General features: G+C 72.2%; 11 protein-coding genes. 3 read left to right on the top strand and 8 right to left on the bottom strand.

Annotated features, from left to right (window positions below; genetic code table 11):
* The 7 genes from AB0B29_RS31900 to AB0B29_RS31870 form a co-directional block, all read right to left on the bottom strand.
* Entirely contained in the window at positions 1-1,314 is a 1,314-nt protein-coding gene (locus AB0B29_RS31900; protein ID WP_362245211.1) for a M20/M25/M40 family metallo-hydrolase, read from the bottom strand.
* Positions 1,307-2,140 carry a M55 family metallopeptidase gene (locus AB0B29_RS31895; protein ID WP_362245209.1) on the bottom strand — a complete coding sequence of 278 codons (834 nt, stop codon included), beginning with the start codon at positions 2,138-2,140 and terminating at the stop codon, positions 1,307-1,309. The genes AB0B29_RS31900 and AB0B29_RS31895 overlap by 8 nt, the downstream gene beginning before the upstream one ends.
* Positions 2,141-2,214: 74 nt before the next feature.
* Positions 2,215-3,306: an SGNH/GDSL hydrolase family protein gene (locus AB0B29_RS31890; protein ID WP_362245207.1), complete on the bottom strand. Its 1,092-nt coding sequence runs from the start codon at positions 3,304-3,306 to the stop codon at positions 2,215-2,217.
* A gap of 205 nt (positions 3,307-3,511) precedes the next feature.
* On the bottom strand, positions 3,512-4,237 hold the full coding sequence (locus tag AB0B29_RS31885; protein ID WP_362245205.1) for a class I SAM-dependent methyltransferase: 726 nt from the start codon (positions 4,235-4,237) through the stop codon (positions 3,512-3,514).
* Positions 4,238-4,360: 123 nt separating this feature from the next.
* Positions 4,361-6,784, bottom strand: coding sequence for an ATP-binding SpoIIE family protein phosphatase (locus tag AB0B29_RS31880; protein ID WP_362245203.1), 2,424 nt, complete (start codon positions 6,782-6,784; stop codon positions 4,361-4,363).
* A gap of 165 nt (positions 6,785-6,949) precedes the next feature.
* Positions 6,950-9,340, bottom strand: a complete 2,391-nt coding sequence (locus tag AB0B29_RS31875; protein ID WP_362245201.1) for an MFS transporter — start codon at positions 9,338-9,340, stop codon at positions 6,950-6,952.
* 191 nt (positions 9,341-9,531) lie between these two features.
* Positions 9,532-9,975 carry an SRPBCC family protein gene (locus AB0B29_RS31870; protein WP_030843880.1) on the bottom strand — a complete coding sequence of 148 codons (444 nt, stop codon included), beginning with the start codon at positions 9,973-9,975 and terminating at the stop codon, positions 9,532-9,534.
* Between the two features lie 171 nt (positions 9,976-10,146).
* On the opposite strand from AB0B29_RS31870, the gene AB0B29_RS31865 reads away from it, so the two are divergent.
* The 3 genes from AB0B29_RS31865 (at position 10,147) to AB0B29_RS31855 (ending at position 13,656) form a co-directional block, all read left to right on the top strand.
* The gene (locus AB0B29_RS31865; protein WP_362245199.1) at positions 10,147-11,184 is read left to right on the top strand and encodes an Rv2578c family radical SAM protein; all 1,038 of its coding nucleotides are present in this window, start codon (positions 10,147-10,149) and stop codon (positions 11,182-11,184) included.
* 150 nt (positions 11,185-11,334) lie between these two features.
* Complete coding sequence (locus tag AB0B29_RS31860) at positions 11,335-12,924, top strand: alpha/beta hydrolase (protein WP_362245197.1); 1,590 nt, start codon at positions 11,335-11,337, stop codon at positions 12,922-12,924.
* Between the two features lie 207 nt (positions 12,925-13,131).
* A complete protein-coding gene (locus tag AB0B29_RS31855; RefSeq protein WP_362245195.1) occupies positions 13,132-13,656 on the top strand; it encodes a GNAT family N-acetyltransferase in 525 nt (174 codons plus the stop codon).
* Positions 13,657-13,658: 2 nt separating this feature from the next.
* Here the strand turns inward: AB0B29_RS31855 and AB0B29_RS31850 are convergent, their stop codons facing one another.
* Positions 13,659-14,234: an adenylosuccinate lyase gene (locus AB0B29_RS31850; RefSeq protein ID WP_362245193.1), complete on the bottom strand. Its 576-nt coding sequence runs from the start codon at positions 14,232-14,234 to the stop codon at positions 13,659-13,661.
* Positions 14,235-14,445 lie beyond the last annotated feature (211 nt).

Raw genomic sequence — 14,445 nt, 5'->3', positions numbered from 1 at the left:
CTAGGCCGTCCGCAGGAACCGGTCGAGTACACGGACTCCGAAGTGCAGCGCCTCGACCGGTACCCGCTCGTCGACCCCGTGGAACATGGCCGCGTAGTCGTAGCCGTCCGGCAGCTTCAGCGGGGTGAAGCCGTAGCCGGTGATCCCCAGGCGGGAGAACTGCTTGGCGTCGGTGCCGCCGGACATGCAGAACGGCACGACATGCCCCTCGGGGGCGAACTCCTCGATGGCGGCCCGCATGCCCGCGAAGGTCGCCGAGTCCACGGGCGATTCCAGGGCGACCTCGCGGTGGTGGAACTCCCAGTCCACGTCCGGCCCGGTGAGCCGGTCGAGGGTGGTGCGGAACTCCTCCTCGCCGCCGGGCATGTACCGGCCGTCCACGTGGGCCACCGCCTCGCCGGGAATGACGTTGATCTTGTAACCGGCGTCGAGCATGGTCGGGTTGGTGCTGTTGCGCAGGGTCGGCTCGACGAGCCTCGCGGCCGGGCCGAGCTTCTCCAGCAGCGCGTCCACGTCGGTGAGGTCGCTTGCGATGCCGTAGAGCGCGGCCAGTTCGGTGAGGGCGGCGCGGACGGTCGGGGTCAGCCGCAGCGGCCACTCGTGCGCGCCGATCCGGGCGATCGCGCCCGCGAGGCGGGTCACGGCGTTGTCCCGGTTGACCTTGGAGCCGTGCCCGGCGCGTCCGCGGGCGGTGAGCTTCAGCCAGGCCGTGCCGCGTTCCCCGGCCGCGATCGGGTAGATCTGCCGTCCGTCGCCGTCGTGGAAGGTGAAGGCGCCCGACTCGCTGATGCCCTCGGTGCACCCCTCGAACAGCGTGGGGTGCTCGTCGGCGAGGAATCCGGAGCCGTCCTCGGCGCTGGCCTCCTCGTCGGCGGTGAAGGCGATGACGACGTCCCGGCGGGGCCGGAAACCCTGGCGTGCCCAGCCGCGCACGACGGCCAGGATCATCGCGTCCATGTTCTTCATGTCGACGGCGCCACGCCCCCAGACGACACCGTCGCGGATCTCGCCGGAGAAGGGGTGCACGCTCCAGTCGGCGGCCGCCGCGGGCACGACGTCCAGATGACCGTGGAGCAGCAGGGCACCGGCCGAGGGGTCGGTGCCCTCGATGCGGGCGACGACGTTGGTCCGCCCCGGGGTGCGCTCCAGCAGCGTGGGCTCGATGCCGGCGTCGGCGAGCCGAGCGGCGGCGTACTCGGCGGCGGGCCGCTCCCGGCAGTCGCCGCCGCCCCGGTTGGTGGTGTCGATCCGGATGAGGTCGGACGTGAACGTCACGACCTCCTCCAGCGCGGTCCCGTCCACCTGCTCAGCCATACTGCTCCTCCACCGCGGCCGAGACGATCGTGGTGACCGCCTTGAAGGCGCGGATGCCCTCGTACATGGTCCCGCTCGTGTAGGCCACCTTGCGCTCCGCGATCCGGTCCACCCCCGGGACGACGGTGGCGGCCATCGCCAGGTGCTCCGCGTCGAACTCCACGGCCACGGTGAACGGGCCGCCCCGCACGGGTTCGTGACGCACCGCCAGTGCGGCCGCCTCCTTGGCCGCCGCCCGGATGTCGGCCGCGGTGCGGGCGGGTGTGCGGCACACCGCCGCGTAGCGCGACACATGGTCCTTGACCGCGACCTTCAGCGCCTCGGGCGCGTACCCGAGCGCGTCCTCGCAGGCGATGTCGTCCCCGGTGACCAGCACGACCGGCACCCCGTACTCGGCGACGACATGGGCGTTGAGGAGGCCTTCGCTGGCCCGTACGTCGTTCAGCCACACGCCCGTGATGGAGTTGGCGAGGTAGGTGTGCGCGAGGACGCCCTCCATGCCGGCGCCGGCGTGGTAGCCGACGAACGCGACGCCGTCGATGTCGCCGTGCTGCACTCCCTCCACCATGGACAGCGCCTTGTGCCGGCCCGTGAGCATCCGGGCGCGGTCGTCGAGCTGCTCCAGCAGCAGATTGCGCATGGTGGAGTGCGCCTCGTTGATGATCACCTCGTCGGCGCCGCCGTCGTGGAATCCCAGGACGGCGGCGTTGACGTCGGAGGTGAACAGGGAACGGCACCGCTCCCACTGGGAGGCACCCGGCATCACGTCGTCGGGCCAGGTGACGCCGGTGGCGCCCTCCATGTCGGCGCTGATGAGGATCCTCATGACGAGCCGTCCGGGGCGGAGATGTTCATGGTTCGTCACGTTACGCGCTGCGGGCGCAACCGGCTACGAGGTGGTCACCAACGGATCGGCAGGTCGGCGAGGAGCGCGGTGAGGCGGCCGGCCAGGAGGCGGTGGTCGCGGGCCGAGTAGTGCCAGTGGCAGCCTCCGTAGTCCAGGCCGGTGGTGTCCAGGGACCAGAAGCGGACTCGGGGGTCACCCGCGCCGTTGCGTTCCCGCACGACGTGTTCGACATGGCCGGCGAAGGGACCCGTGCCCACGGCCAGGATGGTGGTGGCGGCCCCGTAGCGCTGCCGCAGCTTGGCGAGGAAGCCGCTGTAGGCGCTGCGGTAGGCGGCGGCGAGGCTCGCGTCGGTCCAGGGCTCGCCCGGGTTGAGAGGGGTCGAGAAGTCGTTCGTGCCCAGGTGGACCACCACGAGCTGCGGCCGCCAGGTGCCCGGGTTCTGCCAGACGTCGCCCGGCACGTTCAGCAGGGCGCGGTCGTAGAAGGTGCGGTAGTTCACCTCCGGCGAGCCTCCGTTGTAGTTGCGCACCATGCCCTGGCCCGAGTAGGCGTTGACCTGGTAGTCGGCGCCCAGTCCCCGGGCGGTGAGCGCGCCGTAGCTGACGTCCGTGTCGGTGGTGCGCTTGAGCTGCTCGCCGTCGCAGTCGCGGGAGGTGGAGAGGTTGCCGTAGCCGACGGTGAGGGAGTCGCCGATGAACTCGATCTGGCGGCTGCGCGCGGCCGGCCGGGCCAGGACGGCACCGCCGGGTGCGGCGACGAAGCCGCCGAAGGAGCTGGTGCTCCACGGGGTGTCGTTGCGCTTGACGAGCCGGACGATGTGGGCGCCGTCGCGCAGGCCCCTGACCCAGTGGGTGGTCCTCCCCGGCGTGACGAGGGTCGCGACGGTGGCTCCGTCGACCTGGACGTCGTAGTCGGCGGCCGCGTCGTCGAGCACGACGCCCACGCCGGTACCCCGGAAACGGCCCTCGAAGTAGACACCGGGCCAGCTGTACTGGAGCACGTCGCCGGCGGCTTTGACGCGTCCGGCGGTGTGCACACTGTCGCCCACTCCGCGATGGTCCGGTGCGGCGACGGTCGTGACGGGGCTCGCGCCGATCAGCACCGCCGACACCGCCGACGCGGCAAGCATCCGTAACCAGGGCATGGGCATGGCTGTCCTCCGTGGGGGCGAGGCAGGGGGCACGGACCGGGGCAGAGCGACCGCAGAGTGACCGTACACCGACAAATCCGTATCCCACCAGACCGCATCGCCACGCCCGGCTCTCCCGACCGCCCGCCCGGGCCGTACGCCCGCCTTGAGCCGTACGCCCGTCTCACTCCATACGCCCGCTTTGAGCCGTACGCCCGTCTCACGCCGTACGCCCAGCCACCAGCCAGGTGGACGGCAGCTCGATGCGCGTGCCGTCGGGGCGGTACTCCGTGGTCGTCAACGGCAGTCGGCCACTGGCCAGCACGGTCAGACCGGCTGAGCGCAGATACTCGGGAACGGCCTCGTCCGACACCTCTCCGGGCGCGATGCCGTGCCGGAACACGGGCGCCAGCTTGGGCGGCGGTCCCTCGGGGCCGCCCGCCAGGCCCGCCAGGACGGGCTTGGCGGCGCCCGAGAGCTCCACCAGACAGGCACGGCCGCGGTCGCCGACCAGCGTGGCGATCCCGTCGACCAGGGACTGCCGGTCCTCGGGCTCGCACTGGTGCAGGACGCCCCGCAGATAGACGTTGGTGTCGCCGAGCTCCGCGTGCAGCGCCTGCGTCTCCTCCTTCGCGGCGGCATCCAGCTGCCGGTAGGCCGCCTGCCCCGCCGGGTCGGCCCGCCGGGCGTGGTCGAGGGCCGCGGCGGACAGGTCGACGCCCAGGACGTGCGGGAAACGGTCGGCGAGGTAGCGGGTCTGCGTGCCGTTGCCACAGCCGAGATCCACCAGCGGCAGCCCGGGATCGGCCAGGTACGGTTCGAACAGGGCGAGGTGCGGGCCCACGGTCAGCACCGGTTCCGCGTCCCAGAACACCGCCCCGGGTTCGGCGGACGCCTCCCGCCAGAACCCCTCCCAGGCTTCCCGGTACCTGCGCGTCACGCTCATGTCCCACTCCCGGGGGTGCGAACGGATCCCGCCGAGCGACGGGCGAGACCGGTGTACCGCGCCCTGGCCCCGGCCACAAGAACACCGACGCGCTGCGACACTTCGCCTTCGGCCGGTGACGCGTCAGCGACGTGGCAGCGTCAGCTCGAACCAGACGGTCTTGCCGGCCTTGGTCCGGCTGGACCCCCACGCGCGGGACAGCGTGCTGACGACGCGCAGACCACGTCCTGCCTCGTCGAGCGGGCCCGCGTGCAGCAGCGTCGGCAACTCGTGGTCGTCGTCGTCCACCTCGCACAGCAGAGTGTCGCCGCGGACCAGCCGCAGTGCGACGGGGCGGGCGTGGGAGTGCCGTACGGCGTTGGTCACGAGTTCGCCGGCCATCAGCTCGGCCGGTGCGGCGAGCTTCGCCAGGCCCCAGTCGTGCAGTTGCTCGCGCACCGCCGCGCGGGCCCGGCCCACCTCCGCCGGATCGAGGACGAGCCGCCATTCGGCCACGTCGTCCGGCTCGATGCCGCCCAGGCGGGCCATCAGCAGGGCGACGTCGTCCTTGCGGCCGCCCCGTGTGTTGAGCGCCCGGATGATGGTGTCGCAGGCGTCGTCCATGGACGCGGCCGGGTGGGCTGCCGACTCGCAGAGCGTCGCGAGGCCCACCCCGATGTCCTCGCCGCGCACCTCGACCAGTCCGTCGGTGCACATCACCAGCCGGTCGCCGGGCTCGACGCGCACACGTACGGCCTGGAAGGGCACGCCCCCGACGCCGATGGGCGCGCCCGTGGGCAGATCCAGCAGTTCGCTGCGGCCGTCGGCGGCCCGGACCAGGACGGGCGGGATGTGCCCGGCGTTGGCGAGGTGGAGTTCGCCCGCGATGGGGTCGTAGACGGCGTACAGGCAGGTCGCCAGGTAGCTGTCGCCGAGGCGCTGGGCGAGGTCGTCGAGATTGCGCAGCAGCTGTGCGGGCGGCAGGTCGAGCCCGGCCATGGTCTGCACGGCCGTCCGCAACTGGCCCATCATCGCGGCGGAGTTCAGACCGTGGCCCATGACGTCGCCGACGACGAACGCCGTGCGTCCGCCGTGCAGTTTGACCGCGTCGAACCAGTCGCCGCCGATCCGCCCGAGCAGCGTGCCCGGCAGGTAGCGGGTGGCGATGTCGCAGCCGGCCATGCGGGACGGGATGTGCGGGAGCATGCTGTCCTGGAGCGTCTCGGCGACGTTCTCCTGGAAGGTGTACATGCGCGCGTTGTCGAGCACGAGGCCCGCCCGGGCGGCGAGTTCGGCTCCGGTGACCCGGTCCATGTCGTTGAAGACGGGCCGCTCGGGGTGCCGCAGCAGGATCATGAAGCCGAGCACGACGTTGCGCGCCTTGAGGGGCACGACCAGCATCGAGCGGCCGGTGATGAGGGGCCGGATGTCGCGCTTGTCGAACTGCGCGGCGATGGCGTGTCCCATCTGCTCGCTGATGCGCGGCACGAGCACGGGTTGACCGCTGGTCATGCACTGGAAGAACGGCGTGTGCGCCGGGAACGGCATGGCCTCGCCGACGGGGACGACGTCGTCCCAGCGGCCCGGTTCGTCGGTGTGCTCCAGGGCGACCCGGTGCCACATCGTGGTCGTGTCGGGCACCCCGTCCTCGAACCCCTCGCCGGCGACGACCTGTTCACGCAGATACGTACCGGCGACGTCGGTGAAGCGGGGCACCACGGCCCGGCTGACCTCGACGATCGTGCGGGACAGGTCGAGGGAGGTGCCGATGCGTCCGCTGACCTCGTTGAGGAACTCCAGGCGCTCACGGACGGCGGCGTACTCGAGGTCCTCGCCCTCGGCCCGCAGCTCCTCCGGTACGGGTTCGCCGGCGGCGAGCGCCCGCGCGGCCCGTTCCCGGCGCGCCCTGCGCTCGGCGCGCCGGGCCACGCCCCAGTCGGGGGTGACGGGCACCCGGTCGTTCCGGCTGAACTCCAGGATCGGGTAACCGAGTTCGAGGACCTGCGCGACGATCCGGGTGCTCTCGCCGACGCTCATGCTGGGCAGGATCTCGGGGAGCCGGCGGGCGAGTTCCTCCGCCCCGGGGAAGTCGGTGTGCAGCGCGAAGCCGGGCGCGATCCGCTCGCACGCCCCGTCGCCCGCCCCCAGCCCCTCCGTCCCGGCGGCCACCACGAGCAGCCGCTCGGGCCCGGGTCCCACCAGCGGGTAGGCCCACCACAGGACGTCGACCCGGCCGTCCCCGGACGCGGTGAGCCGGGCACGGCCCGCCGCCGGGTAGGAGAGCCCGCCGTCGAGGGAGGATTCGAGCCCGGGGCCGGGGTCGTCCTCGGCGGCCCCGGCCCCGGTGGGGCCCTGTTCCTCGGGCAGGGCGCCGGAGACGGGGAGCAGGTCGAGGGCGGTGCGTCCGATCGCCTCCTCCTTGGGGACGCCGAACAAACGACGTGCACCGCGGCTCCAGTGGGAGACGAGGCCGTCACGGTCGACCACGACGACGGCCAGGGGGACACGGCCGGGTTCGGCGGGTTCCGTTCCCGCGCCCTGCTCAGCCCTGTCGATGCCACGGTCCATGGCCCAGGCCCTCTCTCCCCACGGACGCAAGATCTGTGCCGGCGTCACCACCGTACGGCGACCGCCGCCGGCCATGTGAGGCAATGCGGGAATTGCCCCGCGCGGGACTCGCACCGGCGTACGACCCCGCGCGCCGGTGCCGTTCGCCCCCCGGCCGGTGCTCGCTCAGTCCTCGTGGCTCAGCTGGAGGTCCCGCTCGCTGCGGCCTCCTCCGGCGACCTGGAGCACGGTGGCGACGGGCGGGTAGCCGGCCGCGATGACCGTGTACTCGCCGGAGGACAGGTCGACGAAGCGGAACGTGCCGTCGGCGCCGGTGGTGAGGGTGTCGACGACGTTGCCCGCCACGTCGAGCAGCGTCACACGCGCGTCCTCCACGGGCCGGCCCCCGCCCGCCCGGACGGTGCCGCGCAGCACGGCGCCGCCGGCCAGTTCGATGTCCCGGCGGGTCTCGCGGGCGGCCTGGACGGTGACGGGGAGCGCTGCCGGGCGGAAGGCGGGCGCGGATGCGGCGAGGGTGTACTCGCCGGCGACGAGCTCGGTGATGACGTAGCCGCCCTCCCGGCCGCTGCGGGTGGTGGCGACGACCTCGCCGTGCACGTTGGTGAGGGTGACGGTGGCGTCCCGTACGGGCGTGCCGTCGGCGGTGACCACGGTGCCGATCAGGTTCCCGGCGCCGCCGAGGACGATGTCGAGCTCGACGGGACGCTCGCCGACGGTCACGGTGACCGCCTGCGGCTGGTGGCCGCCGGCGGCGGCGATCAGCACGTACGAGCCCGGTCCCGGGGTGGCCAGCGCGTAGCGCCCGTCCTCGCCGCTCGCCCCGCGCCCGGTCTGCTGCCCGGTGACGTCGATGAGCGTGAGCGCCGCGCGGGGTACGACGGTCCCGTCGTGATGCTGCACCGAGCCGCACACGGGCACACCGGCGCCGTACGCGGCGCGGGCCTGCGGGACGGGGGCGTTCCCCGGCGCCGTGCCCGGGTCGGTGACGGAGGCGTTGTGGGACACCAGGGGTTTCTCCTTGAGGAAGAGGGCGATGACCAGTCCGAGGACGAGCACCGGCACCAGGTAGAGGAAGATCCGCGGCATGGCGTCGGCGTACGCCCGGATGTAGTCGTCGCGCAGGGCCGGGGGCAGTGCGTGCACGAGCTGCGGGGTGAGGGATGCGGGGTCCGGGAGGGCGGTGCCCGCGCGCCCGGGGAGACGCCCGGCGAGGGCGTCGGCGAGCCGGTCGGTGAAGAGGGTGCCGAAGACGGCGGCTCCGACGCTGCCGCCGATCTGCCGGAAGTAGTTGTTGGCGCTGGTGGCGGTGCCGAGGTCGGCCGGGCGCACGGAGTTCTGCACGGCGAGGATCAGCACCGGCATGACCATGCCGATCCCGGTGCCGAGGACGGCCATCCAGACGCTGTAGTGCAGCCGGGGCGTGCCGACCTCCAGCCGCGACAGCAGCCACATCCCGACGGCGGAGAGGGCACTGCCGAGGATCGGGTAGGCCTTGTAGCGGCCGGTGTGGCTGATCAGCTGGCCGACGACGAGCGAGGCGCCGACGATGCCGGCCATCATCGGCAGCATGAGCAGGCCCGATGCGGTCGCGGAGGCCCCGTCGACCATTTGCAGGTACGTCGGCAGGTAGCCGGCCGCCCCGAACAGGCCCACCCCGATCACCAGACCCACCAGGCCGGTGACGTTGAAGACGGAGTCCCTGAACAGCCGCAGCGGGATGAGGGGTTCGACGGCGAAGCGCTCGGTGACCAGGAAGAGGACGGTGGCCGCCGTCGCCCCGGCCGCGAGCCCGAGGATCATGCGGGAGTCCCAGGCGTACTCGGTGCCGCCCCAACTGGTCAGCAGGACCAGGCAGGTGGAGGCGGCCGTCAGGAACAGCGCGCCGAGGACGTCGAGACGGGCCCGCGCGGCCGGCTTCGGGAGCTTCAGCGTGAGGGCGACGACGGCCAGCGTGACCAGCCCGAAGGGGACGTTGACGTAGAAGCACCAGCGCCAGGAGAGGTGGTCCGTGAAGTAGCCGCCGAGCAGCGGTCCGGCCACGGAGGCGAGGCCGAAGGCGGCGCCGATCAGGCCCATGTAGCGGCCCCGCCGCCGGGGCGGCACGATGTCCGCGATGATCGCCTGGACGCCGATCATGAGGCCGCCCGCGCCGACGCCCTGCAGGGCGCGGTAGACGATGAGCTGGTCCATGGTCTGCGCCCGGCCCGCGAGCGCGGAGCCGATGACGAAGACGACGATCGCGAACTGGAAGACGCCCTTGCGGCCGAGGAGATCACCGAGCTTGCCGTAGACCGGCAGGCCGACGGTGGCGGTGAGCAGGTAGGCGGTGATCGCCCAGGACATCCGGTCCAGGCCGTGCAGCTCACCGACGATCTTCGGGAGCGCCGTGGCGACGATCATCTGCTCCAGGGCGGCCAGGAGCAGGGCCAGCATCAGGGCGAAGAAGACGAGCCGCACCCGGCGGGGGCTGGGTCCGCTGTCCTGATCCGGCGGCGGCACGGGGGTGACGGGAGGCGCCACCGCCGGTTCGTCCTGCGCCAGAGTGATCCCGCCCACTCACCGCTCCCCTCGTCGCGCTGCCGCACAATTCCCGCGTAAAAGCGACAACTACGAGCAAGCGCGACGAGTTACGGCACAGGAGCGGGCCGCACGGAGATCACCCGAACCGGTGAGGGGGCCGCGCGCCGGGCAGGGAGCCGGGCGAGTGGCACCGGCAACAGCCCTCGGACATCCGCTGCTCGAGAGGGCTACTTCTCGACCTCGGCGGCGAGCTTGGTGAGCATCGCGTCGTAGATCCGGCCGAGGCCCTTGGGGGCGAAGGTCTTCTCGAAGAAGCCGCCGATGCCGCCGGCGCCGGTCCAGGTGGTGGTCACGACGACCCGGGACTTGCCCTCTCCGGCCGGAGTGACCCGCCAGGTGGTGACCATGGAGGAGTTGCGGTCCTTCTCGACCAGCTCGCCGTCGGTGGGCTCACTCACCTCCAGGAGGCAGTCGCGCACGCGCTTGCTGGTGGCCTGGAGTTTCCAGTGGACGAGGGTGCCCTCGCCGTCGCCGCCCTCCCGCACCTCGTACTCGCTGAACTGCTCGGGCAGCAGCTTCGCGCGGGTGCCGCTGTAGTCGGCGAGGGCGTCGAACACCGTCTCCGCGTCCGCCGCGACGATCCGCTCCGTTGTGGCCTCGACCTGCGCCATCGCTTTCCTCCAGGACCTGGTTGCTCGGGGGTCGGGGCAAAGCCAACCACCCCGCCACCCGGCGCCCCAAATCGGGGTGGCGCAACCCGGTCGATCGGTTTCGGAAAACACCCTCGCACGATCAAGGGAACATGTGTTCTATTCTGTGGTCAGTGCTACCGAGGAGGCGTCATGCGCTGGGAGAACCTCACCGTGGACTCCGAACACAGCCGGGCCGACGCCGCGCTGTTCGGCGCGGACGCGGTGGTCACGCGTACCTTCGACACCCCGGAGTTCCGCGGGATCACCTTCCACGAGATCCGGGCCCGCTCGATCATCAACCGGGTGCCGGCGGTCTCGCGGATGTCGTTCCAGTGGACGGTCAATCCCTATCGCGGCTGCTCACACGCGTGCGTCTACTGCTTCGCGCGCAAGACGCACAGTTATCTGGACCTCGACACGGGCCTCGGCTTCGACAGCCAGATCGTGGTCAAGACCAACGCGCCGGAGCTGCTGCGCCGGCAGCTCGGTTCGCGCCGCTGGCAGGGCGAGCACATCGCCATGGGCACCAACGTCGACTGCTACCAGCGCGCCGAGGGCCGCTACCGCCTGATGCCGGGCATCATCTCGGCCCTGCGCGACCACGCGAACCCCTTCTCGATCCTGACCAAGGGCACGCTCGTCCTGCGCGACCTGGAGTTGATCAAACAGGCGGCACAGGTGACCGACGTCGGCATCTCCGTCTCGGTCGGCTTCACCGACGAGGAGCTCTGGCGGACCGTCGAACCGGGCACGCCGGCACCCGAGCGGCGCCTGGAGGTCGTGCGCACCTTCGGCGACCACGGCATCGGCTGCGGAGTGCTGATGGCGCCGGTGATCCCGTTCCTCAGCGACAGCCCCGCCCAACTGCGTGCCACGGTACGGGCGATCGCGGCCTGCGGTGCCACGTCCGTGACGCCGCTGGTGCTCCACCTGCGGCCCGGCGCCCGCGAGTGGTTCATGGCCTGGCTGGGGCAACACCACCCGCACCTGGTGGCCCGTTACGAGCGGATGTACGCGGAGGGCTCCTACGCCCCGAAGTGGTACCAGCGGCGGATCACCCGGCAGGTGCACGAACTGGCCGAGGAGTACGGCATCGGTCCCACGCGCGCGGACACACCACGGCGGATCCGGCCGCCCGAACCGGCCGAGCCCCCTTCGTCCGAGCCGACCCAACTGTCGCTCCTCTAGGAGGGTTGGGGTAGGAGCGTTCGAGCGCATCCCGCGACCCAATCGGGTGGGGTCTCGACGGAACACGTTCTTTCAGCGCCCCGTGCCGGGACGAATCGGCGAGGACCGTGAGCCCCGCGGTCCGACGCCCCTCCGTCCTGGAAGGCCTCCATGAGAACACGCGCAGCCGTGCTGTGCGGCGCCGTCGCCGTCGCGCTGGCCGGGAGCCTCACGGCCGTGCCCGCCGAGGCGGACGCACCGCACTCCACAGGTACCTTTCGCCTGGCGAAGCCCGGCTGGAGGAAGTGCGGCACCACCGACTATCCGTCGCTCCAGTGCGCGTCCCTCAAGGTGCCGCTCGACCACGCGCACCCGGACGGCCGGCAGGTCACCCTCGCGCTGTCCCGCGTCCCGCACACCGCGAAGACGTTCCAGGGCCCGCTGCTGGTCAACCCGGGCGGCCCCGGCGGCGACGGCCTCGCCCTCGCCGGTTTCGTCGCGGACTCGCTGCCCGAGGAGGTCGCGGCCCAGTACGACGTCATCGGCTTCGACCCACGCGGAGTGGGGGCCAGCAGACCGGCACTGGACTGCGAGCCCGGCTACTTCGGCCCGGTGCGTCCGGACTCGGTTCCGAGCACGCCGGAGGCCGAGCGGGCCAACCTCGCCCGCGCCAAATCCTTCGCGGCCGCCTGTACCGGGAAGTACGGGCACCTGTTGCCGTACATCGACACGATCAGCGCCGCACACGACATCGAGGCGATCCGGCAGGCCCTGGGCGCGAAGAAGATCAACTACTTCGGCTACTCGTACGGCACCTACCTGGGCGCGGTCTACGCCGGCCTGTACCCGCAGCGGGTCCGGCGCCTGGTCCTGGACTCGGTCGTCGACCCCACCGACGTGTGGTACACCGCCAACCTCAACCAGGACCACGCCTTCAACGACCGTCACCGCGCCTTCCTCGCCTGGGTCGCCAGGCACGACGCGCGGTACCGGCTCGGCACCGACCCGGAGAGGGTCGAAGCCACCTGGTACGCCATGCGGGCGGCTCTGGCCAAGAAGCCCGCGGGCGGCCGGGTGGGCGCGGCGGAGCTCGAGGACACCTACCTCCCGGGGGCCTACTACAACGGGTACTGGCCACCTCTGGCGGAGGCGTTCGCGGCGTACGTGAACCGCAAGAACCCCGAACCGCTGGTCGCGGCGTACACGGACTTCGGCGCGATGGACGCCGCGGACGACAACAGCTACAGCATCTACACGGCGGTGCAGTGCCGGGACGCCTTCTGGCCGCGCGACTGGCACCAGTGGCGCAAGGACAACTGGGCGGCGTACGAGAAGGCGCCGTTCATGACCTGGAACAACGCCTGGTACAACGCGCCGTGCGCGTTCTGGCCGACGGAGTCGCTGCGCGCGGTGAACGTGGCGAACGGCAAGCTGCCACCGGTGCTGCTGTTCCAGGCCACCGCCGACGCGGCCACTCCGTACGAGGGCGGTGTCACCATGCACCGTCTGCTGGCCGGTTCCAGCCTGGTGGTCGAGCAGGGCGGCGGCAACCACGGCATCACACTGAGCGGCAACGCCTGCCTGGACAAACACCTGGCGGCCTACCTGACCGACGGCACGGTGCCACGCGGCTTCGGCGAGGCGGACGCGGCGTGCGACGCACTGCCCGAACCGAAGCCCCCCGCGACGGCGTCGGACAAGGCGGCGTCGGCGTCCTCGAACGGCTCGGTGCTGCACGCCCTGCTCGGCTCCCGCGGCTGAACCGCCGCCCGCTGAGCCGAGAGCCGCAGAGCCGCAGAGCCGCAGAGCCGCTGAGCCGCTGAGCCGCTGAGCCGCTGACGAACCGTCGGGGGCGGTCGTCGTCTGTGCCATGGTCCACCATGGCCGCGTGAGTGAGCTGACGAGAATCCCCGCCACGGACCGCGTGGCCCCAGCCGCCCGGTACCGCCTCCCGGCCCCGGTCGCGTCATGAGCCTGCGGATACGTGAGATGACGCTCGCCGACTGCGACCGCGTCGCGGAGATCCGGGTCGGCGGCTGGCGCGGCGCCTACCGGGGCCTGATCCCGCAGTCGTACCTGGACGGGCTCAGCGTCGAGGCGGACGCCGAGCGCCGTCGCACGCACCTCTCGCGCAGTGACGGCAGCGTGGTGAACCTGGTCGCCGAGGGCACCGGCGGCGAGCTCGTCGGCTGGGCCTGCCACGGGCCGTACCGGGAGGGCGAAGTCCTCACCGAGGATGCCGAGTTGTACGCGCTCTACGTCCACCCGGATCAGGTGGGGCGGGGCGTCGGGCGGGCGCTGCTCGGGGAGTGCGTCGCGCGTTGCTCCGCCGCGGGCCACGGCCGTCTGCTGCTGTGGGTGCTCAAGGGGAACGACCGGGCCCGCCGGTTCTACGAGCGGGCGGGCCTCAGCGCGGACGGTGCCGAGGAGCCCTTCGAGGTGGACGGGGTCGCGGTTCCCGAAGTGCGGTACGCCAGGCCTCTGGACCGCTGACGTCACCTCTGCTTCGGGATCCGCCCCAGCGCCCGTACCGCCGCCTCGGCCAGCGCAGGATGTGCGAGGGCCTCGTTCAGCACCGGCCCCGCCCGGACGTCACCCAGCACCCCGAGCCCGTCCACACAGGCGAGGGCCACGCGGCGGTACGGGTCGTGCGGGCGCAGCCTGCGCCGGAGGGTGGTGATCAGCGCGGGCACCGCCTCGGGGGCGCGCAGCTCGACCAGGAGCCGTACCGGGTGCAGGGCGTAGGCGACGCGCAGTTCGTTGGTGGCGAGGGCCGCGGCCGCGCGGGCGGTGCGCGGGTCGCCGAGCCGGGCGAGGGCGTGGGCGGCGGAGGCGCAGCGCGGGGGGTCACGGTGGTTGAGCAACAGGACCAGGGCCTCGAAGGCCCGCCGGTCCCGCGCGAGCCCGAGCCGGAACGCCGCCAGCTCCCTCGCCCACAGGTGCTGCCCGGGCTCGGTCAGCATCGCGGCCAGGGCGTCGAGGTCGTCGGTCGCCACGAGCCGCTCGAACGCGGGCGACGCCCCCGACTCCTGCCGTAAGCGCTCCGTGAGTGATCGCAACTCTTCGTCCATGCATCAGAGGTTAGGGCGTCGCGGGCCGGGCGGGACGCACATCACAAAGACGGGGGGCTGGCGCGCTCGTTACCCGCCGGTTAAGCTCAGACGAGCGAGTTACCCACTCGCATTCCTCGCGGCGGTCTGGTGACGCGGCTGTCGCGGGAGCAGTCGGTTCGGTGCCTCAGGTACCGCAGTACGGCTCGGCCCCGGGACAGGGCCGGTCGGA

The sequence above is a fragment of the Streptomyces tibetensis genome (assembly GCF_040647715.1).
Lineage (GTDB): Bacteria > Actinomycetota > Actinomycetes > Streptomycetales > Streptomycetaceae > Streptomyces > Streptomyces tibetensis_A.
Note: the sequence above shows the minus strand (reverse complement) of the source record. Positions and strands in the feature narration are given on the sequence as shown.